The sequence below is a fragment of the Curtobacterium sp. PhB191 genome (assembly GCF_004346515.1).
Lineage (GTDB): Bacteria > Actinomycetota > Actinomycetes > Actinomycetales > Microbacteriaceae > Curtobacterium.
Genome location: NZ_SMBV01000002.1, coordinates 221,169 through 247,175, shown reverse-complemented (window position 1 = coordinate 247,175; position 26,007 = coordinate 221,169). Strand labels below are relative to the sequence as shown.

The following is a 26,007-nucleotide window of genomic DNA, read 5'->3' as shown; positions in this document are numbered from 1 at the left end:
TGGAGGATCCCGGGAACGAGGAAAGCCCCGGTCCTTCCGGACCGGGGCTTTCGTGTGACGCTTGGTTGCGGGGGCAGGATTTGAACCTACGACCTCTGGGTTATGAGCCCAGCGAGCTACCGAACTGCTCCACCCCGCGGCACATTGAATAGCCTACACACGGTCGTGGCGGGGCACAAATCGTGTGCCCCGCCACGGCGTGTCAGCTGCCGTCTTCGGCTGCGGTCGCGGCCTCGATCGCCTCTTGCAGGCGCTTGTCGGCCTCGGCTGCAGCGACCAGGTCGTTGTCGGCGTAGGCCTGCTGACGGTCCTGCAGGGCGTCGTTCGCGTCGGACAGCGCCTGCTGCAGTGCGTCGTTGTCCGTGGTGCCCGAACCGGTCGAGCCGTCGGTCGACCCGGAGCCCGAGTCGGAACCAGAGTCGGACGAGCCCGACCCAGACGAACCGGAGTCGCTCCCCGAACCACTGGCATCGGAGTCTCCGGCAGCAGCACCCGAGTCACCGCCGAACAGCGAGTTGAGTGCCTCGTCGAGGGTGTCCTCGAACGCGATCTTGTCGCCGAACGCGACGAGCACCTTCTGCAGCAGCGGGTACGAACCGCTCGACGTCGACTGCACGTACACGGGCTGCACGTACAGGAAGCCGCCGCCGACCGGAAGGGTGAGCAGGTTGCCCTGCTTCACCGTCGAGTTGCCGCGCTTCAGGATGTTCAGCTCCTGCGACACCGTGGTGTCCGAGTTGAACAGGTTCTGCACCTGCGCCGGGCCCGGGATGTTGTCGGTCTTCGGCATCGTCAACAACGTGAGCTTGCCGTAGCCCGACGCCTTCTTGCCCTTGCCCGCACCTCCCGCGTCGGAGTCGGCGGCCAGGTAGCCGGTCAGCACGTTGCGGTTGTTCGCACCGGCGGACTGCTGGGGGATGTAGGTCGTGTACAGGTTGTACGCGGTCTCCTGCCCCGGCACCTTCATCGTCAGGTAGTACGGATCCTGCAGGTTCGCCTTGCTCGCGGTCGTCGTCGTCTGCGCGCCCAGGGCGTTGGTGGTCGTCGACGTGTCGGCGGCGCTCGCATCCGTGTCGGTCGACCCCGTGGTGGTGGGCTCCTGTGGTGTGTTCCACGCGTCGTCACCCGAGTAGAACGAGTTCGCGTTCGTCACGTGGTAGGTGCCGAGGATCGACCGCTGCACCTTGAACAGGTCCGTCGGGTAGCGGACGTGGTCCAGCAGCTCGGCGCTCATGCTCGACACCGACTTGACCGACGTCGGGAAGATCTTCTCCCACGTCTTCAGCACCGGGTCCTTGGTGTCCCACGCGTAGAGGGTCACCTTGCCCGTGTAGGCGTCGACCGTGGCCTTCACCGAGTTGCGGATGTAGTTGACCTGGTCGGTGCGGTACGCCGAGGACTCCGAACCGGCGATGCTGTCCGACAGGCTCTGGCTCTGCGAGTACGGGTAGGCGTCGCTCGTCGTGTAGCCGTCGACGACCCACTGGATGCGGTGGTCGACGATCGCCGGGTAGGCGTCGCTGTCGACCGTCAGGTACGGCGCGACCTTCTGGACACGCGTGATCGGGTCGCGGTCGTAGAGGATCTGCGAGTCCTTGTTGACCGCGTCCGACAGCAGGACCTGCTCCGACTGGAACTTCGCCGCGTAGACGAGTCGGTTGAAGAAGTTGCCCACACTCGGTCCGCCGTCGCCGGAGTACGTCGTGGTGGCGTTGCCGCCGTTGTCGTCGTCGGATCCGGACGGGTAGTCGAGCTCGACGTCCTTCGAGCCCTTCGGCGCCCCGACGATCGAGTACGCCGGCGAGGTCTCGCCGAAGTACACGCGCTGCTGGAAGTCACCCAGCGCACCGTTCGAGGGGATGCCCGACTCGAGGAACACCGGCTTGCCGTCGCTCGCGCGCTGGTTGCCGAAGGCCGCGGTGACGCCGTAGCCGTGGGTGTACACGAACGCCCGGTTGTACTGGGTGTTCGCGGCCGAGCTCAGACCGTCGAGGTCGATGTCGCGCACCGCGATGACGGTGTCCTCGGTCTCGCCCTTGACGTCGTACCGGTCGACGTCGAGCTCGTCCGGGAACTGGTAGTACTGCCGGTACTGCTGCAGCTGGCTGAAGGTGTCGGAGACGATCTTCGGGTCGATGAGGCGGATGTTCGCCGTCGTCTGGGCGTCCTGCGCGAGGGCGCCGGAGCTGGCCTCGGTCGTGGCGTCGTAGTTCTGTTCCTTGACGTCGGAGACACCGTAGGCGTCACGCGTGGCCTTGATGTTCCGCTCGATGTACGCGGACTCGTAGGTACGCTCCGAGGGCTTGACCTGCAGGCGCTGGACGATCCAGGGGTAGATGCCCCCGATGACGATCGCGGCGACGAGCAGCAGGCCGGTGCCGACGATCGAGATGCGCCAGCGGCCGATCACCGCGGTGACGATGAACAGGATCGCGACGATCGCCGCGATGCCCGCCATGATCTCGCGACCCGGGATGACCGCGTTGACCTCGGTGTACTGCGCACCGGTGATGAGCGAGTTCGACTTGGTGAGCGCCGCGTACTGGTCGAGCCACAGGCTGACGGCCTGCAGCGCGATGTAGAGCGCAGCGGTGACGGCGAGCTGGATGCGCGCGGCACGGGAGATCCGGACTTCACGTCCCCCGAAGCGCAACGCGCCGTACAGGTAGCAGGCGGCGAGGGCGGCGAGCCCCGCGATCAGCACCACGGCCGACGAGTACGCCACGATCGAGCGCCAGAACGGCAGCTCGAAGACGTAGAAGCCGATGTCCAGGCCGAACTGCGGGTCCGTCTTGCCGAACGGGGTCCGGTTGAAGTACTCGAGCACCATGCTCCAGCGCCCCGAGGTCGACAGCCCGGCGAAGATGCCGAGCACCACCGGGATGCCGATCATGACGGCGCGGCGCAGCGGTTCGATGACCTGCTGGTACCGGTCCAGCTGCGAGTTGAGCTTCGCGTAGACCGGGCGGTACCGGAAGGCCAGTCCGATGCTCAGGAAGACCGGGATCGCCATTCCCAGGAAGCCCGCGAGGAACATCAGGGTCCCTGCGATCCACCGCGTCGTGAGGACCTGCTGGAACCCGAGCTGCGCGAACCACGCGTAGTCGGTGTACAGGCTGGCGAAGATGAAGAAGCCGATCACCAGTGCGGCCAGCACGATGATCGTGACCACGATCGGGACCCGCGGCGAACGCCGCCCCGAGGTGGACGAGGTTGTCGTCACTTGATGTGCTCCAGACGTGTCGGACCGGCGGGCCCGGCTCGCGGCGGGCCGTCAGTGCACTGATCCTATTGGACCGGGCGGACTGTGAAACTGTGCGAGGACTCAGGAACTCGGTCAGGAACCGCAGCGGGCGAGCTTCGCGGTGCTCTTCCCGTCGGCGATGGTCTGCAGGTCGGTGACGGCCTGGTCGAGCGTCGACACCTTGTAGACGTCGAGCCCGTCCGGCACGTGCCCGACGACCTCGCCGCAGTTGTCGGCCGGGGCGAGGAACACCGTCGCCCCCGCTTCCCGCGCGCCGTAGAGCTTCTGCCGGATGCCGCCGATGGCTCCGACCTCGCCGTCGGCGGTGATCGTGCCCGTCCCCGCGACGTGCTTGCCGCCGTTGAGCTTGCCTGGTGTGATCTCGTCGATGATCCCGAGCGCGAACATCATGCCGGCCGAGGGTCCACCGACGTCCTGCAGCTTGATCGAGACGTCGAACGGGAAGTCGTACTTCTCCGTGACGCCGACGCCCAGGAGCGCGGTGCCCTGCTCGTCGCGCGGGGTCACCCGGACGTCCTTCGTCGCACCGTCGCGCTCGATGGTGACGGTGGCCGGGGTCGACGTGCCGTGCTTCGCGACGAGCTCGCGCAGCGAGGTGGCGTCGGCGTTCGTCGTGAGCGGGGTGCCGTCGAAGGCCGTGATGACGTCGCCCTTCTCGATCGGACCGTCGGCAGCCGAGCCGGGCTGCACGGTTCCGACCTCGAGTTCGGTCGGCAGGTCGTTCCCCTGCTGGATCAGTGCTGCGGCCACCGCGGACTGCTGCGACGCCTGCATGTCGGCGGAGTCCTGCTGGTTCACCTGCTCGGTCGTGGTGCCGGTCGGGTAGATCGCCTCGACCGGGATCACGGCCTCGGACTTCGTGAAGATCGCCCGGACGACGCTGGTCCACGACGGACGGTTCGTCGCGTCGCCCTGGATGCCGACCGTCAGCATGTCGAGCGCACCGGCGGTGGGGTAGGTCTCGTGCCCGGAGACCTGGATCAGCTTGACGTCCTTCGCGTCCTTGCCCGTCCCCTGCTTCTGGGTCCCGATGGTGTTGTAGACCGGTCCGGGGACCTCGATCAGGTACGGGCTCGGCAGCACGCTCGCCAGGATCCCCAGCACGACGGCACCGATCACGAACGCCCACCCGACGGTCCTGGCACGCGAACGACGACGGGGCGCGGGGGTGAAGAGGGTCACGCGGGGTCCTTCCAGGGGCGGTCGCCGGGCCTGACGGCGGGGCGGTCGTCCGCGCCGTGCGGCGGGACTGTTCGCCCTCGGCGCAGCGGTTCGGGCGTTCCCACGGGGGCATCCCAGGTGCGGCCCCGTGAGCAGCGATTAGCGTAGTCGGCATGCCTGATGAACCACAGCCGGGGCCGGACGACGACTTCCAGGAGATGCTGCGCAAGCTGCTCTCGGGCGAGGGCCAGATCGACCCGTCGCAGCTCGCCGGTGCAGCCGGCCTGCCGAACGACCCGGCCTTCGTCGCGAACCTGATGAGCCAGCTGCAGCGTGCCGCGCAGTCCGGCGGCGACGGCATCGACTTCTCCGCGACCGCCGAGCGCGCCACCGCGATCGCCCGCGAGGGCGGCCACGCCGTCGACCCGGTGGCCTCGCAGGCGGCCGACCAGGCGTTCCAGGTCGCCGCCCTCTGGTTGGACGAGGTCACGACCGTGGCCGAGCTCACCGCGACCCCGAGCCTGTACACGCGGGAGCAGTGGGCGAAGGCGACGGTTCCGGTGTGGACCCAGATCGCCGAGCCCGTCGCGTTCAGCATCGCCGATGCGCTGACCGAGGCCATCGACCAGCGTGCTCCCGAAGAACTCAAGGCGATGCTCGGTGACGTCTCGAAGGCGATGCGCGGCGTCGGCGGTGCCCTCTTCGCCATCCAGCTCGGCCAGGTCGTCGGCCAGCTGTCGAAGGAGGTCGTGTCCGGCGGCGACGTGGGTGTCCCGCTGCTGGACGAGCAGGTGGCCGCACTCCTGCCGCAGAACGTGGCCGAGTTCGCCGAGGGCCTCGACGTCTCCGAGGACGAGGTCCGCATCTACCTGGCGGTCCGCGAACTCGCCCACGCACGGCTCTTCCGCTCGGCGCGGTGGCTGCGACTGCACATCATCTCGTCGATCACGGACTACGCACGGGGCATCCACATCCCCTTCGACCGCGTCGAGGAGCTCGCCGCGGACATCGACCCGACCAACCAGGAGCAGCTGCGGGACGCGCTCGCCTCCGGTGCGCTCATCCCGCCGCGCACGCCCGAGCAGGATGCTGCGCTGGCACGACTCGAGACCATGCTCGCGCTCGTCGAGGGCTGGGTCGACACGGTGACCGCCGCCGCCACCGTCCGGCTGCCGAAGAGCGGTGCCATCGCCGAGATGGTCCGTCGTCGCCGTGCAGCCGGAGGACCCGCCGAGTCCGCGTTCGCGACGCTCGTCGGCCTCGAACTGCGACCCCGCCGTCTGCGCGAGGCCGCCGCGATGTGGCAGCGGGTGACGGACGAGCTCGGTGCCGAGCAGCGTGACGCACTCTGGTCGCACTTCGACCTGGTCCCCACGTCCGACGACGTCGACGCACCGGACGCTCTGGTCGCCCGTCTGCGGAACCCCGCGCAGACCGAGGAGGACGACGCGTTCGACAAGGCGCTCGAGGACCTGCTCAACGACGCCACCGGCGCCCGTCCGCACGAGGACGAGTCCGGCCGGATCGACGACGGCGCCCCGGGCACCGACGGAACGGGCACCGGCAAGACGGCCACCGACGGAACGGGCACCGACGAGACAGGCACCGACGAGGACCACCCCGGCGACCAGCCCCGCTGAGTCCGGCACCGCCGAGTTCTCCACAGATCCACCACCCGGCCCCACGCGTGCCCCCGACTCGGGCACCGTGGGGTCATGGGCATCCGCATCGATCCGACACTCGAGTTCGTCTGGCGCGACCCGACGACGGTGCAGCTCGGGGTCGATCCGCCTCGTGCCGTCGTCGACGTCCCGACCACGGGCGAGGAACGGTTCCTCAGTGCACTGCGGCGTGAGACGGGGCGCGAAGCGCTGAGCGGCCTCGCCGTCACCTCGGGCTGCCCACCGGACGTCGCCGCGCGCGTGCTCGGTGCGGCATCCCCCGCCGTGATCGACGTCCTGCCCGAACCGCTCGAACGGGTCGAGGTGCACGGCGCCGGCGGGTTGGCGGACACGATCGCGGCACACCTGTCCGGCGAGGGCGTGACCGTCGCCCGGACCTCGTCCCCGCCGGGCGGCCCCGTCGACCTGCCGGAGCACGAACCCCGGCTCGCCGTGGTGGTCGCCGACCACGTCGTCGACCCGGCGCTCCGCGCCGCCTGGACCCGCAGGGGCGTGCCGCACCTGGCGGTCGTGGTGGGCGACGGCCGCATCCGCCTCGGGCCGTTCGTGGTCCCGGGGGCCGGCCCGTGCCTCCAGTGCGCCGAGTTCGCACGCGTGGACGACGACCCGGCGTGGCCGGCGATCGCGTCGCAGCTGTGGGGACGACCACCGTCGCCGCTGTCACCGTGGCGGTCCGCCGCGGTGGCCGCGGCCACCACCCGGCTGCTCGTGCGGCGCCTGCCGCTCCGGTCGCAACGCGCCGACCCGGACCAGGTGGTGTTCGACCGCGACGACCTGGCCGTCAGCCGGTGGTCGGTGCCGCTCCATCCGCGGTGCGCGTGCCGAGCGCTGCCAGGAACCGACTCGGAGCGCGGGCTCCCCCACGCGTGGAACCCTGTCTCGACCACGTGATCGTCACGGTCCGCCGGGCGCGGGTCAGGCCGACGTAGAACAGGCGACGTTCCTCGTCCACCTCGGTGTCGGTGGTGGCGTGTGAGATCGGCAGGAGTCCCTCGGCGGCACCGGCGATGACCACGTTCGGCCACTCGAGCCCCTTGGACGAGTGCAGGGTCGCCAGGGTCACGGCGTCGACCTCGGGCTCGTGGTGGGTCGCGGCACGGTCCACCAGGTCCTGGGTGAACTGCTGCATGGTCGTGCCGGCAGGGGCGTCCTCGGCCAGGCCCATGATCGCCTGCAGGGCTTCCCACTGCTCGCGGACGGCGCCGGTGCCCTCGGGGGCGGTCGACGTCCACCCGCTGACCTGCAGCACGAGGCGGACACGGCGGGTCAGTTCGTCGTCGGTCTGCCGGATCGCCTCGCCGCGCATGTGGTGCACCGCGAGCTTGACCTCGGGCCGGTTGAAGAAGCGCGTGCCGCCCTGCACCCGGTAGGGGATGCCGTTGCGGCCGAGCGCGGACTCGAGGGCCGCGGACTGGGCGCCGACGCGGAACAGCACCGCGCAGTCGCCGTACGACGCTCCGCCGGCGACGAGTTCCGCGATGCGCCGGGCGATGGTCTGGGCCTCGTCGCCGTCGTGCACGCACGGCACGACGACCGGGTCCGGACCGGGCTCCTGCGTCTGCGCGACCAGGTCGAGCGCACCCGGTTGCCCGCGCATCAGGGCGTTGGCGGCGTGCACGACCTCGCGGGTGGAGCGGTAGTTCCGCTCGAGTCGCACGACCGATCCGCGGGGGAACTCCGAGCCGAAGCCGAGCAGGTAGTCGCTCGACGCACCGGCGAACGAGTAGATCGTCTGGCTGGCGTCGCCGACGACGCACAGGTCGTCGCGGCCACCGAGCCAGGCCCGCAGCAGGTCGTGCTGCACGGGCGAGACGTCCTGGTACTCGTCGACCACGAAGAACCGGTACTGCTGCCGCACGTAGGACGCCACCCGCGGCTCCGACTCGACCATGCCGAGCGTGGCGAGCAGGACGTCCTCGAAGTCGAGCTGTCGGCGGTCGTCCTTCAGGCGCTCGTAGGCCTTCATCAGGTCGATCACCCGGCGGGGCGAGGTGTCGCGCGGCATCACCCGTTCGGCGGCGGCGGCCTCGTACTCCTCGAGCGAGAGCATCTGCACCTTGCGCCACTCGACCTCGGCGGCCAGGTCGCGCAGCACCGGGGTGTCGACCGACATCCCGACGGTGTCCGCGGCGTGCGCGATCATCCGGCCCTTGGACTCGACGATCTTCGGCGCGTGCCCGCCGACGGTGTCCGGCCAGAAGTAGCTGAGCTGCGCCATCGCCGCGGCGTGGAAGGTCCGCGCCTGCACCGTGCCGGCGCCGAGCGAGCGCAGCCGCGACCGCAGCTCCCCGGCGGCGCGGGTGGTGAACGTCAGCGCGAGGACGTGGTTCGGTGCGTAGGTGCCGGTCGCGACGCCGTAGGCGATGCGGTGGGTGATCGCACGGGTCTTACCGGTGCCGGCGCCCGCCAGGACCACGACGGGGCCCAGCAGGGTCCGGGCGACGGTGCGCTGCTCGGTGTCGAGGGCGGCGAGGAGTTCATCGGGCGACGGCGGACGGACCTCGGCCGAACCGGCCGAACCGGCAGAACCGGCCGAACCGGCCGAACCGCCCGGACCAGCGCCAGCCGGCACCGGCCCACCACCAGCACTGCTCACGGCAGGTCCAGCGGCCCGCCGTACCACTCCTCGATGATGGCGCGGGCGATCGAGGTCCGACCGGGCAGCAGCAGGGTGTCCCCCGCGCGCTCCCGGATGTCCTCGCGCGAGAACCAGCGCACGTCGAGGATCTCGACGCCGTCGGGCCGGGCAGTGGACGGGTCGCCGTCCACTGCGCGGGCACGGAAGCCGACCATCAGCGACGCGGGGAACGGCCACGGCTGCGAGCCGAGGTACTCGGGCTCCTCGACGTGCACGCCGGACTCCTCGAAGACCTCGCGGCGGACGGCGTCCTCGAGCGACTCCCCCGGTTCGACGAACCCGGCGAGCAGCGAGTAGCGGTTGGCGTCCCACGCGGCGTTCGAGCCGAGCAGGATGCGGTCGTCGGCGTCGACGACACCGACGATGATCGCGGCGTCGGTACGCGGGAAGTGCTCGTGTCCTTCAGGGTCGCGGCGCACCCACCCGCCGGTGACGACGTCGGTCGCGGACCCGGTGCGGGGCGAGAAGCCGTGGACGGCGTGCCAGTTCGCCATCGCCACGGCCTCGACCGCCAGGCCCTGGTCGCGCGGGGACAGCTCGGTGCCGAACATGCGCAGGCTCTCCCACGCGTCGTCGGACGGTTCGATGGCCGACGCGGTGGCGTCGTCGACGAGGGCCGCGACGAAGCGGGTGCCGGCGGGGGCGTCTGCACCGTCGGACACGGCGCGGCCGAGGTACAGCGTCACGGTGCCGTCCGGCACGTCGGCCGCGGTCACGAACCGCAGGGTGCCGTCGGCGTTCCGGAGCATCTCCGAGCCGTGCACCGGCAGGTACCGGGTCGCGGAGTCCTCGCGCAGGACCCGGTCGAGGTCCGGCGTCGTGCGGAACTCGGCGTCGCGGTCGAGTTCGTTGCGGGACAGCGGGAGCCGGGAGGCGAACTCGACGGTCACGGCAGAGGGCTCCTCGGTTCAGGTGCAGGCGAGGCCTGCGGGCGGGGCGTGCGGCAAGGCGTACTGGGAAGGCTTCGGGAACAGCGTGGCGTGCACCGGTGCAGGCGTCACGCACCTACCCTGAGGGGCATGGCGGGATCCCAGTTCACTCTAGCCGCGTTGGCGACGACGGCCGTGCCCGGTCTCGTCGTCACGGGCACGCGCACGCTCGGCTCGGCCGCGGCCGGCGACTACGAGTCGGCTCTCCTCCGCGACGCCGACGGCGCCCTGACGGTCATCCGACGTCCCCGGAACCAGCGGGCGGAAGCCCGGCAGTCGGCCGACCTCGTCGCGATCCGTGCGCTGAGCGCCGGGATCCGCACGCGCCTCCCGTTCGGTGTGGCCGAGTACCGCGGTCAGGCGCCGATCGGATCGACCCGCGCCATCGTCACCACCCGGCTGCCGGGCGCGCACCCGACGCTCGCGTCGTTCGCCGAGCGCCCCGAGCTCGCCACGAGCGTCGGCCGCGCCCTCGCCGCGATCCACCAGCTGCCGACGAGCTTCGTCTCGGACGCCGGCCTGCCGTCGCTCACCCCGTTCGAGGTGCTGCGCTCCGCCGTGTCCGTGATGGACCGCGCCGTCGCCACCAAGCTCGTGCCCGCCGCCCTGGTCGAACGGTGGGAGGGTGCCGCGCGCGACCAGCAGCTGTGGCAGTTCACCCCCACCGTCGTGCACGGATCGATCGGCACCGGCGTGCTGCTCGTCGACGGCGACTCCGTCAGCGGGATCCTCGACTGGGGCGAGCTCCGACTCGGAGACCCGGCGAAGGACCTCGCCTGGGTGCTCGCCGGCCGACGCGACGCCTTCGACACCGTCCTGAGCGCCTACGAGGCGAACGGCGGCGGACGCGACCGTCAGCTCGCACAGCGCGCCCGGGTGCACCACGAACTCGAGACGGCGCACTGGCTGCTGCACGGCGTCCAGGCGAAGAGCACCGAGGTCGTCGACGACGCGGTCGCGATGATGCACCGGCTGGTCGACGCGGTGCACGCGCCGAGCGCGGAGCCGCTGCAGTCGGTGTCCCCCGAGACGATGGAGATCGGCGAGGTCGAGCAGTTGCTGTCGTCGACCGAACGCCGACACGGCTGATCTCCGCTCCGACGTTCCGGCTCGTGCGCCGCGCTGACCTCTGCCGAGCGGTCACGCAACGTCGTCCGCCCCGCGTTCGAGCGACCGTCCACGACCGGTCCGCAGCCGCCGACGGGCTGTCGTGACCAGTGGCGGTCGCGCTGGGCGGTGGGCGCGACTGCCTGGAGGCCCGGTGCCGGTCCGCGAGACCGGCACCGGGCCTCCCGGGTGGCCGGCTGGGGCGCGGCGCGCTCCCCGCCCGCGTCCGGCCCCGAGCCGTCACGACTCCCCGCCCTCCGAGCACCGACCGGCCGCGAGCCGTCGGCCGTCGAGCCGCGCACTGACGGCCTGTGACCGGTGCGCCGTGCACGCCGCGGGGTGTCGCGACCCCTCGTCCGTCAGCCGATCGCGGCCGTCCAGGCGCGCTCGAGTCCAGCACGGTCCAGCAGCTCGGTCGGACGGACCTCGAGGTCGTCCGCGACGAAGTAGAACACGGCGTCGACCTGGTCGAGCGGTCGACCGGTGAACTCGGCGTACGCCACCCGGTACAGGGCGAGCTGCAGCGTCCGTCGGGCCAGGTCGTCGGCACCGGACGGTGCCTTGCCCGTCTTCCAGTCGACGACCTCGGCACGCCCGTCGATCTCGTAGACGGCGTCGAGCTTGCAGACGACGCTGTGCCCGAGGAACGGGATGTGGATCTCCCGCTCGACCTCGACCGGCGTGCGGCCGGCCCACCGTGAGCGGGCGAAGGTGGCCTGGAAGTCCGCCAGCCGTCGGGCGTCGTCGTCCGTGACCACAGCGTCCGGCGAGGCGTCGACCAGGTCGTCGGCGTCGAGGTCGAGCTCGTCGCCCCACACGTCGAGCGTCTCGAGCGACCCGCCCGTCCGGGCACGCTGCTCCACCCACTGGTGGAAGAGCGTGCCGAGCCGGGTCGCTCGGTACGGACGCTCCGGCATCGGCCGCCGCAGGCGTTCGGCCACCTTGTCCGGCTCGGTGAGGTAGTCCTTGAAGCCGGAGGCCGGCACGCGGTGCGGGACCACGACCGCGTGCTTCGCGTTCCGGGTCGCGCGTCGTTCGGCGAGCAGCAGGTCGATGTCGGCCGCGTACCGGCCGGAGGCACCGGGGTTGGCGTTCCGGACCCGCTCGGCCGCCGCCAGCACCCGGGGCGCCCGCTGCCCGAACGGCACGTGCGGCCAGAGCTGCTGGGCGCCGTCCTCGCCGAGGGGGTTCTCGTCGTGCACGGTGGTCTCCGGGATCGCGGTGCCGTCGACGACCCCGGCCTCGACCAGGTCGTGCAGGTACCGGCTCGGCTCGGTGGGGCGCACGCCGCCGGCCCAGAACGAACCGGACACGAGCAGGTCGTGGCGGGCACGGGTCAGCGCGACGTACGTGAGTCGGCGTTCCTCGTCCTCGTTGCGGGCCTTCACCTGCTCCTTGAAGGCGTCGATCGCGGTCGTGACGTCCTTCTGAGTCTCCTGCCCGCGCCACGCCAGGCTCGGCAGCTCGGCGCCGTCCCCCCGGAACTCGTACGGCAGACGGCCGAAGCCGAGCCACCCGGACGAGCCCTCCTGCGGCCGCGCGGGCAGGCCGCCCTCGACCATGCGCGGCACCGCGACGGCGTCCCACTCGAGGCCCTTCGACCCGTGGATCGTCAGGATCTGGACCGTGCCGGCTTCGGGTTCCTCGGAGCGCGGGCCCATGTCGTCACGACGGGCGGCTGCGTCGATCCACCCCAGGAACGACCCGAGGTCGGCACGGTCGTCGGTGGACACGAACCCGGCGAGCTCGTCGATGAAGGCGTCGAGGTACGCCCCGCTGCCCTGCTCGTGCGCCGCGACCTCGATGTCGAGCCGCATCTCCTGCACCACGAGCGTCACGAAGTCGACCAGGTCGCTGCCGGCCCGCGACCGCAGCATCGCGAGCTGCGTGCCGAGCGCCCGCATCCGGCTCCGGCCGGCGGGCGTGATGCCCTCGAGCGCGCCGTGCTCGTCCGGTGCGGTCGCCACGAAGTCCAGGGCGTCGACGATCGAACCGTGCTCCCCCGCGGCCACCGAGGCGCGGAACGCCGCCGTCAGTTCGTCGTCGAGCCGCTGCTGGGTGTGGTCGCGCTGGAACAGCCACCGCGCGAGGTGGTGGAGGGCGACGACGTCCGCCGCGCCCACCCGCCACCGGGCACCCGCGAGCAACCGGATGAGGTCGTTGCCGGCAGCCGGGTCGTGCAGCACCCGGAGGCACGCGACCAGGTCCACGATCTCGGGGCGCTGCAGCAGGCCGCCGGTGCCGAGCACGTGGAAGGGCACAGCACGCGCCCCGAGCGCCGCGGTGAACGACGCCAGGTCCTTGCGGGCACGGAGCAGCAGGGCCATCGACCCGGTCGGGTTCCGCTTCCGGTGGCCCTGGAACCACGCGGCGACCTCGTCGGCCTCTTCCGGCAGGGTCTCCGGGAACACCGCTCGGACCGACCCGGCGTCCGCACCGGGTCGCGGTGACAGGCGCTCGACGTCGACCTCGGATGCCTCGGACAGCGGCGCCACGATCGCGTTCGCCCCCGCGAGGACGTCGACCGGGTTCCGCCAGCTCGTCGACAGCACGAACGTCACGGGCCGGACCGCATCCGGCTCGGTGCCGCCGAAGTCGTGCGGGAAGCGTGCGAGGTTCGCGGCGCTCGCACCGCGGAACCCGTAGATCGACTGGTGCGGGTCGCCCACGGCCATCACCGAGTGCCCGCGGAACAGCCGGGCGAGGAACCGGGTCTGCACCACCGAGGTGTCCTGGTACTCGTCGAGCAGCACGACGCCGAACCGCTGCCGCAGGTCCGTGACCACCCGCGGCGCGGACTCGGCCGCGGCGAGCGCCAGGGCGATCTGGTCGGAGAACTCGACGAAGCCGCGGTCGACCTTCTGCCGCCGGAACTCCGCGACCAGGTCGGCCAGGGGCTCCAGCGCACCGATCGCAGCGACGGCGTCGGTGATCGCCTTGTACGGCTTGCCACGGTTGCCGGGCAGTTCGAGCAGGTCGGAGAACTCGACGGCGAACCGGCGGAGGTCCTCGGGTTCGACGAGGTGCTCGGACGTGGCCCCGGCGAGCGCCACGACGGCCGCCGTGAGCGTGTCGACGTCGCGGTCGAGTCCGGCCAGTCGGTCGTCACGCGCGGCCACCACGACGCGGCGGGCCAGCTGCCAGGCGGACGGTTCGGTCAGGACCTGGGACTCCCCGTCGCGGCCGACGAGCAGGGCGTTCTCGCGGAAGACGGCGTTCGCGAACGCGTTGTAGGTCGACACGGTGGGCGCTTCGAAGGCGTCGCCCGGGGTGATCAGACCGACGTCCTCGAGTGCACGGATGCGGTCGTTGATGCGCACCGAGAGCTCGCCGGCGGCCTTGCGGGTGAAGGTCAGGCCGAGGACCTCGTCGGGGCGGACCATGCCGTTCGCGAGCAGCCAGACCACCCGCGACGCCATCGTCTCGGTCTTGCCGCTGCCGGCTCCGGCGACGACCAGGGCGGGGGTGAGCGGGGACTCGATGACGGCGCGCTGCTGTGCGGTCGGGCGCGGGCGGCCGAGGGCGTCGGCGATGGCGTCGGCGTCGTGCCGGACCACAGGCGCAACGAGGACGTCAGTCGTGTCGGTCGTGTCGGTCACCAGGTCACCTCCGAGACCACGTGGATGCGGCACTCGACGCCGGTCCGGGCCTTCTCGCAGTGGTCGTCCACGTTCGCCAGGAAGGTCCGTCCGGCCATGCCGCGCGCGACCCCGTGCAGGCGCTCCCGGTAGGCGTCGCGCGCCTCGGCGTCGAACGCGTGCTGGGTGCGCTCCGAGTAGGCCTGCCCGCCGCGGGGGTTCTGCACGAACACGAGTCGGGCGTCCGTCATGGCCGAGCCGGCTGGAACGCCCTCGACCGCGCCGTCCTCGATCGCCAGCTGGTACGCACCGAGCTGCGGGTGCTCCGGCATGTCGTTCTTCTCGCTCGGCATCGAGCGTCCGGTCTTGAGGTCCACGACGCTGACACGGCCCTCGGGGTCGACCTCGATGCGGTCGATGCTGCCGCGCATCCGGGCGGGGCCGGTGACCAGGGCGAACGAGGTCTCGGCGCCGAGCAACCGGCGGCCAGCGCCCGCGAAGGTCCGCAGGTAGTCGCTGAGCCCCTCGATCATGCGGCGGGTGCGCGCGCGTTCCCGATCGGCCACCCACGGCGACTCGAAGGTCAGTTCGTCCCACCGGGCCTCGACCCGTTCCCACAGCGACTCGACGTCGATCTCGGTCGCGTGCTCCATCGCCTCGTGCACGATCGTGCCGATCCCCATCGCCGGACTCGGCGCACCGCCGCCGAAGGTCTGCACGAACCAGTGCACCGGGCAATCCTCGAACGTGCCGATGCGCGACGGCGAGACGGACACGGTCGGGGCGACGGGTTCGCCGCCCTCGACCTCGGGCACCGGCTCGGCGTCGAGGTCGACCAGCGGCTCGTCGGTGGTGGGCTCGGCGAGGCCGTACCAGTCGTCCGGTGCGGCCCCGGGGACCTCGGCCTCGGCCAGTCGGGCGAGCGCCGAGGCGGCATCGTGGTCGCCGGACAGGACGACCCGACGTCGCAGGGACCCGGCCAGTCCGCGCAGGGACAGCGGGTGCACGGTCGGCTGCCGGTCCGGCGGCACCGGCACCAGGCGGACGAACGGCGACGGGGACTCGTCGTCGTTGGCGACGGTGCCGATCACGACCTGCGTGGTCGCGCGGGAGACGGCGCGGGCGAACAGGCGGAGCTCGTCGGCGACCACCGCGGCGCGGTCGTCGATCGGCGAACGCTCGGCCCCCGACGCCGCACGGACCAGGCCGTCCGGGTCGAGCAGACTGCCGCGCACCCGGGTGTTGGGCCACACGCCGTCCTGCAGTCCGAGCACCACGACGACGTCGCACTCGAGTCCGATCGTCGCCGAGGGGGTGAGCACCCGGACCCGGCCGGCGGTGCGGTCGGGGCCGATGGAGTCCTCGGGCAGGTCGGCGCCGAGCAGGTCGTCGACGAACACCCGGGCCGGGGCGTCCGGGGTGCGTTCGACGAACCGCTTGGCGGCGGTGAACAGGCCGACGACGGCGTCGAGGTGCCGGTCCGCTTCGCCGGCTCCGACCCCGCCGGCTGCGGACTGCCCACCCCACGACTTCGCGAGGCCGCTGCGCTCCCACAGGCCCCAGAGGATCTCCTCGATGCTCGATCCGCCCTCGGCGTCGGCGTGTGCCTGCACCAGACTGCGTGCGAGACGGGTCGCCCGTCTGGCGAAGCCGGCGTCGACCGTGGCCAGACGCTCCGGGGCACCGAGCGCGTCGATCAGGAGTTCGTCGGCCGTGCGGGTGCCGTCGCCGGCGAGCTCTTCGCGCCGCAGGGCGAGCCGCAGGCGGCGCATCGCCAGGGTGTCGAGTCCGCCGAGCGGCCCGGTGGCGAACGCCGTGGCCAGGGCGGCGTCGAGGGGCAGGACCCCGAGGGCGACCGCCGCGGCGTCGAGCAGCGCCCGTGCCGCGGAGTCGTCACGGGGGCGGACGGGCGCGGCACCGGCGGTCGCAGGGACCTCGGCCACCGAGAGCGCACGCACGAGCTCGGGGATCGCGGCGCCGCTGCGGGTGACGACGGCCATCCGGTGCCACGGCACACCGTCGAGCAGGCGGTGCTCCCGGAGCCGTCGGGCGACGGCCACCAGCAGCGCCGACCGGCTCGCCGCCTCGAGGTGCACGACGGCGTCGGCTCGGGCGTCCTCGTCACTCGCCGCCGCCGCGCGCTGCCGACCGGCCGCTGCCGTGCCGATGCGCCCCGTGATCCCGGAGACCAACGACCGGATCGGCGCGGGGTACCGGTGCACGGTGCCGAGGAAGAGTTCGTCGACGCGGTCCACGCCGAGCCGCACGGCCAGGCGCCCGAGCACGTCCGGTTCGGCCCCGCGGAACGCCGAGGCGGCGATGTCCGGGTCGCCGAACGCGACGACCTGCACGCCGGACCGGGCGAGCGCACCGAGCAGTGCCACCTCGCCCTCGACGAGTTCCTGGGTGTCGTCGACCACGATGAGTCCGAGGGCGGCGATGCTCGCCGGGAGTTCCCCGCGCAGCACGGCGGCGGTGGCGAACGCGACGAGCTCGCCGGAGTCGAGGCTGGTCGCGCGGAACGCGGTGACCGAGGCCCGGTACTCGTCGACGAAGTCACCGACGGCCCGCCACTCGGGTCGACCGCCCTCGTCGCCGAGCTCGCGCATGTCCTCGGGCTCGACGCCCGCCGCGACCGCACGCATCATGACGTCGCGCAGCGCGGTCCGGAACCCGGCGCGCTCGCGCACCACCGCGGTGATGGGTTCGGGCCAGGCCGGACCGGTGCCGTCGAGCTCGTGACCGGCGAGCAGGTCGGCGATGATGCGGTCCTGCTCGCCACCGGTCAGCAGCGTGGGCGCTTCCTGCCCCTGGACCGCGGCGGCGTGCGCGACGATCTGGAAGGCCAACGAGTTCACGGTCCGGGCGAGGGCTCCGGGCACCACGCGGTCGACGGCGGCGGCGAGGCGGTCACGCAGGGCGGTGGCAGCGGTCCGCGACGAGGTCAGCGCGAGCACGGTGGCGTGCCCGTCGGGGCTGATCGCGTCCGGTCGGCGCAACCGGTCGGCGACGAGCCGGGCGAGCGTGGTCGTCTTGCCCGTGCCGGGAGCGCCGATGACCGCCGCGTGCCGGCCGTCGGGCAGCGCGAGCACGGCGGTCTGGGACGGGTCGTCGACCAGGGCGCGTGCGACGCCGACGTCTGCGGGGGCTGGCGTCAGCGTGGTCTGCGGCACGCTCGTACGGTACCCACGACCGCCGACACCACCCGGCCTGACGCGGGCGCGGCGCGCACCCGGGCCGCAGAGTGCGCCCGCGGCGAACGTCCGATGTCCTCCGCGACCGCTCGGATACGCTGTGCTCGTGGACATCAAGATCGGCATCATCAACAGCCCGCGCGAGATCGCGTTCGAGACCGCCCAGACCGCCGACGAGATCGAGAAGGCCGTGTCTGAGGCCCTCGCGTCGAAGGCGACGCACCTGTCGCTCCAGGACGAGAAGGGCCGTCGCTTCATCGTTCCGGTCGCCGCCCTGGCGTACGTCGAGGTCGGCGCGGAAGAGGCACGCCGCATCGGCTTCGTCGCCTGACGACGTGGAACTGCTCTTCGCCGTCCTCGGCGGCCTGATCATCGGCGGGATCGCGCACGTGGTCCTGCCCTGGCGCGCCAGTCGTGGCGTCCTGATCGGGCCCGCCGTGGGCGGCATCGCCGCTGCCGTGCTGTGGGAGGCGCTGACCTGGGCCGGGTGGCGGTACGACGCCACCTGGATCTGGGTCGTGGCCCTGGTCGGTGCGGGCGTCGTCGCCCTGGTCGTCGAGTGGCTGCTCGGGACGCGCCGCGACAAGAGCGACCTCGAGTACTACGAACGACTCAAGGCCCGCGGGGCCTAAGCCGTCAGGCCGAGCGCGTCCATCCGACGGGTGTGCGCCGCGATCAGTTCGGTCCAGACCGGCTCGAGCCGCTCCTGGTCCTCGCGCGCGTGCGACGCCAGTGCCGACCGCGCCACGAGCAGGGTGTCGCCGACCAGACGCCGGCCCCACATCGCCAAGCGCGAACCGACCTCGGGGTCGTCCTCGATGCGGGCGGTCAGTTCCTCGACGACCGCGGGTTCCTCACGCGCGTCGAACACGGAGCGCAACCGCTGCCGCACGTCGTTCGGCAGCGACCGCAGCAGGTTGCCGAACAGGTCGTTCAGGATGCCGGCCGTGACGTAGCCGGTCAGCATCGACTCGTACCAGTCGGCGCCGCTCGTGCGCTCGAGGAACCGGTCGATCGCCTCGCGGTGCGGCGCCATCAGTTCCGCCGGGTCCGACCCGTTGCGTTCGATCTCGGCGACGATCGTGCGGTGCCGGTCGAGCGCCGTCGTCGCGAGCACACCCGTCACCAGGCGACCGGACAGCGTCGGCGCCGAGGCACCGGCACGACCCATCGTCTCGTAGACGGAGAGCTGCAGGTACGCGGCCTGGCCCAGGTAGACGTCGAGCTCGGGGGTGACGTCGTCGAGCGCCAGACGCTTGACCTGGCTTGCGTTGCGCGGGTTCCGCGACGCGAGCCACGCTGCTGCGAGCTGCGCCGCGCGCTTCCGGTTCCACCACGACACCACCCGGAGAGCATAGCGGGAACCGCCTCGCGCCCCGCTCCACCCGCCCATCGGTAGACTGGCCCGGACTTCCACCAGAACTAAGGTGATTCTTTGACTTTCGCAGACCTCTCCATCGAGCAGGACATCGTCGACGCGCTCGCGGGCAAGGGCATCCTCGAGCCCTTCCCGATCCAGCAGCAGACGATCCCGCTCGCCCTCACCGGCCAGGACATCATCGGCCAGGCCAAGACCGGTACCGGCAAGACCTTCGGGTTCGGCCTCCCCCTCATCCAGCGCCTCGGTGCCGACCCGGCGCCCGGCGTCAAGGCCCTCGTCGTCGTCCCGACCCGCGAACTCGCGGTCCAGGTGACCGAGGACCTCGAGGTCGCCACCTCGAACCGCCCGACCACCGTCGCGGCGATCTACGGCGGCAAGGCGTACGAGGGCCAGATCGAGCAGCTCAAGGCCGGCGCCCAGATCGTCGTCGGCACGCCCGGGCGCCTCATCGACCTGCAGCGCCAGCGACTCCTCGACCTGTCCCACGTGCAGGAAGTCGTCCTCGACGAGGCCGACCGCATGCTCGACCTGGGCTTCCTGTCGGACATCGAGCGCATCTTCCAGGCCATCCCCGAGGTGCGGCACACGATGCTGTTCTCGGCCACGATGCCCGCGCCGATCGTCGCCCTCGCCCGCCGGTTCATGAGCCGTCCGGTGCACATCCGGGCGACCGACCCGGACGAGGGCCTCATGCAGGCCAACATCAAGCACCTCATCTACCGCGCGCACTCCCTGGACAAGGACGAGGTCATCGCCCGCATCCTCCAGGCCGAGGGCCGCGGCAAGACCGTGATCTTCACCCGCACCAAGCGTGCGGCGGCGAAGCTCGTCGAGGAGCTCAAGGACCGCGGGTTCAACGCCGCAGCGGTGCACGGTGACCTCAACCAGGAGCAGCGCGAGCGCGCGATGGCCGCCTTCAAGGCCGGCAAGCGTGATGTGCTCATCGCCACCGACGTCGCCGCCCGCGGCATCGACGTGGACGACGTCACGCACGTCATCAACCACACGATCCCGGACGACCCGGACACCTACCTGCACCGCGCCGGTCGTACCGGCCGTGCCGGCAAGACCGGCATCGCGGTCACGTTCGTCGACTGGGACGACCTGCACAAGTGGACGCTGATCGACAAGGCCCTCGAGTTCGGTATCCCCGAGCCCGTCGAGACCTACTCGTCGTCGCCGCACCTGTTCGAGGAACTCGACATCCCGAAGGGCACCAAGGGCCGTCTGCCCGGTGCCTCGTCGCACGCCGCGTCGGCCGGTGCCCCCGCCGAGAAGCGCAGCAGCGACCGTCCGGCCTCCGGTCCGCGTGACGCGTCGCGTTCGCGGTCGCGCAGCCGCACCCGGTCAGGAGGCTCGGAGCAGCCCGCCTCGCAGGCTCCCGCCACCGAGTCCGCGGCTCCGACCTCCGCGCCCACCGACGACTCGTCGGCCACCGAGGGCGGGACCACCGACGGCGCCGCGAAGCGTCGCCGCCGTCGCCGCCGTCGCGGAGCCGGCACCGGCGATGCCTCGGCGACCGCCTCGGCACCGCAGGGTTCGTCGGACGGCGAGTAGCGCCTCCAGACCGAAGGGTCCGTCGCTGACGCGACGGGCCCTTCGTCGTCCTCACCTGCCGACTGCCCCCGCGAAAGCGACAGATTGCCGCGAACCGTCGGCGGGAATCTGTCGCTTTCGCGAAGGGGTCAGGCCGCGCCGAGCGAGATCTGTCGCTTCGGTGAGACAGCGCGACGGGTCAGGACTGCGTCAGGACAGGCGCGAGCCGGGGCCGACCACGGGGGCGCTGCCGGTGGCCTCGGACAGGATGGCGTCGAACGCGACCCGAGCCGTCCGGTGCTCGCCGAGCCGGTTCGGCTTGCCCGTGCCGTGGTAGTCGCTCGAACCGGTGACGAACAGGCCGTAGCGCGACGCCCAGTCGAGCAGGGTGCGCTTGCCGTGCGCGATGTTCTCGCGGTGGTCGACCTCGAGCCCGCCGAGCCCGGCGTCGACGAGGTCGCGGAGCATCGGCTCGTCGATGACGATCCCCCGCGACGAGGCTGCCGGGTGCGCGATGACCGGCACACCACCCGCCTGTCGGATGAGTTCGACGCCGCGCAGGGGCGACGGCGCCTCGTGCGGTTCGTAGTAGCCGGACGCCGGGTGCAGGATGCCGCGGAACGCCGCGCTCCGGTCGGACTCGAGGCCCCGCGCGACGAGCGCGTCGGCGATGTGCGGGCGGCCGATGGTGGCCCCGGGGCTCGCCTGCGCCAGGACGTCGGCCCAGGTGATCGGGTGGTCCTCGCCGATGCGGTCGACCATGCGGTGCGCGCGGGAGAGGCGGCCGGAGCGGATGCGGTCGGTCTCCTCGACGAGGCCCGGGTCGTGTGGATCGACCAGGTAGCCGAGGACGTGCACGCTGCGGAAGCCGATGCGCGTGCTGAGCTCGAGACCCGGCAGGAGCGTCAACGGCAGCTCGTGCGCGGACCCGGACGCGTCGGCCCAGCCGGCGGTCGTGTCGTGGTCGGTCAGCGCGACGGCGTCCAGGCCGGCGGCCGCGGCCGCTCGGACGAGCTCCGCGGGTCGCTCGGTGCCGTCGGAGACACTCGAGTGCGCGTGCAGGTCGATGAACGGGTCGGGCACGTCGACAATGCTATCCACAGGTGAGGGGCCGCACAGGACGCCGGTGCAGCGCGGTGCGATGATGGGGGCATGGCCGACACGACTCCCCGCGCGACGAGCAACCGATCCACGACCCCCGGGTCCTCGACCTTCAAGGACTTCATCGGGTCGCAGTGGGCCGACCGCGAGCAGACGATCCCCGAGCCCCGCGAGCAGGCCGCCTTCGCCGCCGAGCGTCGGGCCCGCATCTCCGAGCTGCACCCGGGCCGCACGATCGTCGTCCCCGCCGGGCAGGCCAAGGTCCGCTCGAACGACTGCGACTACCCCTTCCGCCCGCACTCCACGTTCGCGCACCTGACCGGGTGGGGCACCGACACGGTCGTCGGCTCCGTCCTCGTGATGACGCCGAACGGCTCCGGGCACGACGCCACGCTCTACTTCCGCGCCACGGCCGGTCGTGAGTCGGAAGAGTTCTACGCGAACCCCGAGATCGGCGAGTTCTGGGTCGGCCCGCGTCCCTCGCTCGACGCCGTCGCCGCCGACCTCGGGCTGGCCACGGCCGACCTCGGCTCCTTCTCGGACGTCGCCGACGGGCTCGACGCCTCGGCGCTGCTCGTGCGCGAGGCCGACGACGACCTGACCCGCACCCTCGACGCACGACTCGGCAGCGCCGTCGGCGGCGCGCCGGAGACCGACGACGCACCGGCGACCGACGACGTCCTCGCCCGCGACCTGTCCGAGCAGCGCCTGGTGAAGGACGCGTACGAGGTGGGCGAGCTCCGCAAGGCCGTCGACGCGACGAAGCACGGCTTCGACGACGTGATCGCCGACTTCGACGCCGTCCTGGCACACCAGCGGGGCGAGCGCATCGTCGAGGGCACCTTCAACCGCCGGGCTCGTGCAGACGGCAACACGGTCGGCTACGACACGATCGCCGCCTCGGGCCACCACGCCTGCATCCTGCACTGGACCCGGAACGACGGCGCCGTGCAGCCGGGTGACCTGATCCTCATCGACGCCGGGGTCGAGGTCGACTCGTTCTACACGGCCGACATCACCCGCACGCTGCCGGTCAGCGGCACGTTCTCCCCCGTGCAGCGCATGGTCTACGACGCCGTGCTCGAGGCGGCCGACGCCGCGTTCGCCATCGTCAAGCCGGGCATCACGTTCCGCCAGGTGCACGCCACCGCGATGGAGGTCATCGCCCGCAAGACCGCCGAGTGGGGCTTCCTGCCCGTCTCGGCGGAAGAGTCGCTCGAGCCGGACAACCAGTTCCACCGCCGCTACATGGTGCACGGCACGAGCCACCACCTCGGCCTCGACGTGCACGACTGCGCGAAGGCCCGTCGCGAGATGTACATCGACGGCGTCGTGCAGCCCGGCATGGTGTTCACGATCGAGCCCGGTCTGTACTTCCAGCAGGACGACCTGACGGTGCCCGAGGAGTTCCGCGGCATCGGTGTCCGGATCGAGGACGACATCCTGGTCACCGAGGACGGGGCCGAGAACCTGTCGATCGGCATCCCCCGGACCCCCTCGGAAGTGGAGGGGTGGATCGCCCGCTCCGGCCGCTAGCCTGAGCGGGTGACGACGCCCGACGCCTCCACCGACTCCCGCACGCCGCAGTTCTCGATCGAGGTCGAGCACTTCGACTCCCCCGACGCGCAGCGACTCCGAGCCGCGCAGCGCCTGGAGATCGACCGTGCCTACGGCGGCGACACCGAACCCGGCGAGAAGCCGACGGCAGACTCCATCGCGGTGTTCTTCCTGGCGCGCGACGAGGCCGGCACTCCGCTGGCCTGCGGCGGACTGCGGGTCGTCGACGACGGCATCACCGAGATCAAGCGCATGTACGTCCGGCCGGAGTCCCGCGGCTCGGGTGTGGCGGCCGCGCTGCTGCGTCGGCTCGAAGAGGCCGCGCTGGACCTCGGGTCACCGGCGCTCGTGCTCGAGACGGGGAACGAGCAGAAGCGCGCCGTCGGGTTCTACGAGCGCGAGGGCTTCACGCGCATCGCCAACTTCGGCCCGTACGTCGGCGCCCCGCTGTCGATCTGCTACTCGAAGGTGCTGTAGCCCGAGCACACCGGCCCCGAGCACGCAGGCGTCAGGCGCGCTCGTCGCCCTTCGGGGACGACGGGGTCGACGAAGACGACGGTGCCGGCGGCGTCGCACCGGGCACCCGCTCGCCGTACTGCGGCGGGTCCTGCGGACGACGCTCGGGGATCGCCGGCCCACCCGAGGTGGGTCGGTCGGCGGGGGCGGCAGCGGACGGGTCCGCGTTCTCGCCGTACCGGGGCCCGTCGTTCGTGCCGTACCGCGGCGCGCTCGACGCACCCGGCGCCGTGGGCGCATCCGTCTGCGCGCCGGGAGCCGACGTGCCGGGCTGCTGCGGGCCTCCTGGCTGCTGGTGGGGTGTGGCGTGTCCGCCGTACGGCGACTGCTGCTGCGGCGGGGCGGGACGCCACGGCTGCTGTCCCTGCACCGGTGCGCCGGGAGCGCCCTGCTGGGGCTGCTCGTTCCAGTGCGTGGACGGCGTCGCACCGTGCTCACCCAGGATCCGCTGCGCCTGACCGGTCAGCTGCGGGTTGACGACGATCTGGTAGTTCGTGGCGAGCACCTGGTGGACGCTCGTGAAGTCGCGCTGTCGCTTGGTGATCGCGAACGAGACGATGCCGTAGAGCATGCCGAACGCGGCGCCGATGATCGCGGCGGCGAGGATCAGGCCGCCGGAGCTCGGCGAGAACAGGGTGAGCACGATGCCGAAGAAGATGCCGAGCCAGAGACCGGACAGTGCTCCGGCGATCGCCGCACGGCCGTAGGTCATCTTGCCGGTGACGCGCTCGACGGTCTTCAGGTCGTTGCCCACGATCGAGAGCTGGTTGACCGGGAAGTCGGCGTCGGCGAGCTTCGCCACGACGCGCTGCGCATCGGGGTAGCTGTCGTACGTGCCGAGGACGTCGCCCTTGGGCAGCGTCGGGAAGGCCTGGGCGGTCCTGCCGGCGAAGGGACTCTGATTGCTCACACAGCCATCATTCACCGCGCACCTTGCAATCGCACGTGCACCGCCGGGGAAGCGCCAGCACGCAACCGACTACGCTGGGTCGGGTGAGCGCCACGAAGGTCTTCGTCGCCCGCCTCGCCGGGTGCTCCGTCTTCGACCCCGCGGGCGACCGCGTGGGCAAGGTCCGGGACGTCCTGGTGGTCTACCGCCGGGCCGATCCCCCGCACGTCGTGGGGTTGATCGTCGAGGTGCCGGGCAAGCGCCGCATCTTCGTCAGCGTCGGCCGCATCACCTCGATCGGCGCCGGCCAGGTCATCACCACCGGGCTCGTCAACATGCGCCGCTTCGAGCAGCGCGGCGGCGAGGTCCGGGTGATCGCCGAGATGCTCGGTCGCAAGGTGCTCATCAAGAACCAGCGCATCCGCGCCACCATCGAGGACGTCGCGATCGAGGACCGCGGGCAGGGCGACTGGGAGGTCGCGCAGCTCTTCCTCCGCAAGCCGAAGACCACGCCGTCGCCGTTCGGCAAGGGCCCGACGACGTTTGCGACGTGGAACGAGGTCACCGAGGACGAGCTCCCCGGCGAGGCCCAGTCCGCCGAGCACGTCATCGCGGCGTACTCCGACCTCGTCCCCGCGGACCTGGCGAGCACGCTGCTCGACCTGCCGGAGGAACGCCGGTTCGAGGTCGCCGAGGAACTCCCCGACGACCGGCTGGCCGACGTGCTCGAGGAGATGCCCGACCAGGAGCGCGTCGAGATCTTGTCGCGGCTCGAGGACTCACGCGCGGCCGACGTCCTCGACCAGATGCAACCGGACGACGCCGCCGACGTGCTCGCGCAGTTCTCCGACGAACGGAGCGAAGCGCTCCTGCAGCTCATGGAGCCGGAGGAGGCGCAGGACGTCCGCATGCTCCTGGAGTACGAGCCGGACACCGCCGGTGGTCTGATGACCACCGAGCCCGTCATCGTCTCCGCCGACGCGACCGTCGCCGAGGGGCTCGCACTCGTCCGCCGACACGACCTCGCCCCGGTGCTCGGCGCCGCGGTGTGCGTCACGCTGCCGCCGTACGAGCCGCCGACCGGTCGGTTCCTCGGGCTGGTGCACTTCCAGCGCATGCTCCGCTACCCGCCGAACGAACGGCTCGGCACGCTCATCGACCAGCAGACCGAGCCGGTCCGGGTCGACGCGAGCGCCGCCGAGGTCACCCGCGTGATGGCGACCTACAACCTGCTGTCCGTCCCCGTGGTCGACGACGCCCACCGCCTCGTCGGGGTGGTGACGATCGACGATGTCCTCGACCACGTCCTGCCGGACGACTGGCGAAGTCAGGGCGAGGGGGAACCCTCACCGCTTCCACGCCAACGCCCGCGCAAGACACCCGTGACGACGGGAAGGAGGACCACCCGTGGCCCGAACGGATGAGAACCGTCGTGATCGCGAGCGCTCGGACGTCCGCCTCGACTCCCCCAAG

General features: G+C 71.8%; 18 protein-coding genes and 1 tRNA gene. 9 read left to right on the top strand and 10 right to left on the bottom strand.

Annotated elements, in window-relative coordinates; all coding sequences use genetic code 11:
• Positions 1-62 precede the first annotated feature (62 nt).
• From EDF48_RS04360 to EDF48_RS04350, 3 genes are all read right to left on the bottom strand, one after another.
• A tRNA-Met gene (locus EDF48_RS04360) sits at positions 63-139 on the bottom strand.
• 63 nt (positions 140-202) lie between these two features.
• Complete coding sequence (locus EDF48_RS04355) at positions 203-3,172, bottom strand: UPF0182 family protein (RefSeq protein ID WP_207913217.1); 2,970 nt, start codon at positions 3,170-3,172, stop codon at positions 203-205.
• A gap of 165 nt (positions 3,173-3,337) precedes the next feature.
• Positions 3,338-4,447 (bottom strand): S16 family serine protease, encoded by a 1,110-nt coding sequence (locus EDF48_RS04350; RefSeq protein ID WP_243649853.1) that lies wholly within the window; start codon positions 4,445-4,447, stop codon positions 3,338-3,340.
• 152 nt (positions 4,448-4,599) lie between these two features.
• On the opposite strand from EDF48_RS04350, the gene EDF48_RS04345 reads away from it, so the two are divergent.
• Both EDF48_RS04345 and EDF48_RS04340 read left to right on the top strand, forming a co-directional pair.
• Positions 4,600-6,066: a zinc-dependent metalloprotease gene (locus EDF48_RS04345; protein ID WP_243649851.1), complete on the top strand. Its 1,467-nt coding sequence runs from the start codon at positions 4,600-4,602 to the stop codon at positions 6,064-6,066.
• Between the two features lie 75 nt (positions 6,067-6,141).
• Positions 6,142-6,999 (top strand): hypothetical protein, encoded by an 858-nt coding sequence (locus EDF48_RS04340; RefSeq protein ID WP_131878373.1) that lies wholly within the window; start codon positions 6,142-6,144, stop codon positions 6,997-6,999.
• Here EDF48_RS04340 and EDF48_RS04335 read toward each other — a convergent pair.
• Together EDF48_RS04335 and nudC are read right to left on the bottom strand one after the other, a co-directional pair.
• Positions 6,890-8,704 carry an ATP-dependent helicase gene (locus EDF48_RS04335; RefSeq protein ID WP_243698028.1) on the bottom strand — a complete coding sequence of 605 codons (1,815 nt, stop codon included), beginning with the start codon at positions 8,702-8,704 and terminating at the stop codon, positions 6,890-6,892. The two genes, EDF48_RS04340 and EDF48_RS04335, sit on opposite strands and share 110 nt — an antisense overlap.
• Positions 8,701-9,636 (bottom strand): NAD(+) diphosphatase, encoded by a 936-nt coding sequence (gene nudC / locus EDF48_RS04330; RefSeq protein ID WP_131878371.1) that lies wholly within the window; start codon positions 9,634-9,636, stop codon positions 8,701-8,703. Before nudC ends, EDF48_RS04335 begins: the two co-directional genes overlap by 4 nt.
• A gap of 129 nt (positions 9,637-9,765) precedes the next feature.
• Here nudC and EDF48_RS04325 point away from each other — a divergent pair, with 129 nt between their 5' ends.
• Positions 9,766-10,764, top strand: a complete 999-nt coding sequence (locus tag EDF48_RS04325; protein ID WP_123938945.1) for a phosphotransferase — start codon at positions 9,766-9,768, stop codon at positions 10,762-10,764.
• A gap of 377 nt (positions 10,765-11,141) precedes the next feature.
• Here EDF48_RS04325 and EDF48_RS04320 read toward each other — a convergent pair whose 3' ends face one another.
• Both EDF48_RS04320 and EDF48_RS04315 read right to left on the bottom strand, forming a co-directional pair.
• Positions 11,142-14,381: an ATP-dependent DNA helicase gene (locus EDF48_RS04320; protein ID WP_131878369.1), complete on the bottom strand. Its 3,240-nt coding sequence runs from the start codon at positions 14,379-14,381 to the stop codon at positions 11,142-11,144.
• Positions 14,378-17,533 carry a UrvD/REP family ATP-dependent DNA helicase gene (locus EDF48_RS04315; protein ID WP_165932311.1) on the bottom strand — a complete coding sequence of 1,052 codons (3,156 nt, stop codon included), beginning with the start codon at positions 17,531-17,533 and terminating at the stop codon, positions 14,378-14,380. Before EDF48_RS04315 ends, EDF48_RS04320 begins: the two co-directional genes overlap by 4 nt.
• A 127-nt stretch (positions 17,534-17,660) precedes the next feature.
• Here EDF48_RS04315 and EDF48_RS04310 point away from each other — a divergent pair, with 127 nt between their 5' ends.
• Complete coding sequence (locus EDF48_RS04310) at positions 17,661-17,885, top strand: DUF3107 domain-containing protein (protein ID WP_111084998.1); 225 nt, start codon at positions 17,661-17,663, stop codon at positions 17,883-17,885.
• A gap of 4 nt (positions 17,886-17,889) precedes the next feature.
• Positions 17,890-18,186 (top strand): hypothetical protein, encoded by a 297-nt coding sequence (locus tag EDF48_RS04305; RefSeq protein ID WP_131878365.1) that lies wholly within the window; start codon positions 17,890-17,892, stop codon positions 18,184-18,186.
• Here the strand turns inward: EDF48_RS04305 and EDF48_RS04300 are convergent.
• Positions 18,183-18,899 (bottom strand): ferritin-like fold-containing protein, encoded by a 717-nt coding sequence (locus EDF48_RS04300; protein WP_235035842.1) that lies wholly within the window; start codon positions 18,897-18,899, stop codon positions 18,183-18,185. The genes EDF48_RS04305 and EDF48_RS04300 overlap by 4 nt on opposite strands.
• Positions 18,900-18,989: 90 nt before the next feature.
• On the opposite strand from EDF48_RS04300, the gene EDF48_RS04295 reads away from it, so the two are divergent.
• A complete protein-coding gene (locus EDF48_RS04295; RefSeq protein WP_131878363.1) occupies positions 18,990-20,492 on the top strand; it encodes a DEAD/DEAH box helicase in 1,503 nt (500 codons plus the stop codon).
• A gap of 189 nt (positions 20,493-20,681) precedes the next feature.
• On the opposite strand, the gene EDF48_RS04290 is transcribed toward EDF48_RS04295, so the two are convergent.
• Positions 20,682-21,554 carry a PHP domain-containing protein gene (locus tag EDF48_RS04290; protein WP_131878361.1) on the bottom strand — a complete coding sequence of 291 codons (873 nt, stop codon included), beginning with the start codon at positions 21,552-21,554 and terminating at the stop codon, positions 20,682-20,684.
• 69 nt (positions 21,555-21,623) lie between these two features.
• On the opposite strand from EDF48_RS04290, the gene EDF48_RS04285 reads away from it, so the two are divergent.
• Positions 21,624-23,108 (top strand): aminopeptidase P family protein, encoded by a 1,485-nt coding sequence (locus EDF48_RS04285; RefSeq protein ID WP_131878359.1) that lies wholly within the window; start codon positions 21,624-21,626, stop codon positions 23,106-23,108.
• A 9-nt stretch (positions 23,109-23,117) separates the two neighbouring features.
• A complete protein-coding gene (locus EDF48_RS04280) occupies positions 23,118-23,606 on the top strand; it encodes a GNAT family N-acetyltransferase (protein ID WP_123294095.1) in 489 nt (162 codons plus the stop codon).
• Between the two features lie 31 nt (positions 23,607-23,637).
• On the opposite strand, the gene EDF48_RS04275 is transcribed toward EDF48_RS04280, so the two are convergent.
• A complete protein-coding gene (locus tag EDF48_RS04275) occupies positions 23,638-24,555 on the bottom strand; it encodes a general stress protein (protein ID WP_123938950.1) in 918 nt (305 codons plus the stop codon).
• An 83-nt stretch (positions 24,556-24,638) separates the two neighbouring features.
• Between EDF48_RS04275 and EDF48_RS04270 the strand changes: the two genes are divergently transcribed.
• Positions 24,639-25,958 (top strand): CBS domain-containing protein, encoded by a 1,320-nt coding sequence (locus EDF48_RS04270; protein ID WP_111084991.1) that lies wholly within the window; start codon positions 24,639-24,641, stop codon positions 25,956-25,958.
• The last annotated feature ends 49 nt before the right edge of the window (positions 25,959-26,007 follow it).

What these genes read in the sequence shown, in the direction of transcription:
- EDF48_RS04345 (WP_243649851.1), top strand. Translation starts at nt 4,600, where the DNA reads ATGCCTGATGAACCACAGCCGGGGCCGGACGACGACTTCCAGGAGATG.
- EDF48_RS04340 (WP_131878373.1), top strand. Translation starts at nt 6,142, where the DNA reads ATGGGCATCCGCATCGATCCGACACTCGAGTTCGTCTGGCGCGACCCG.
- EDF48_RS04325 (WP_123938945.1), top strand. Translation starts at nt 9,766, where the DNA reads ATGGCGGGATCCCAGTTCACTCTAGCCGCGTTGGCGACGACGGCCGTG.
- EDF48_RS04285 (WP_131878359.1), top strand. Translation starts at nt 21,624, where the DNA reads ATGGCCGACACGACTCCCCGCGCGACGAGCAACCGATCCACGACCCCC.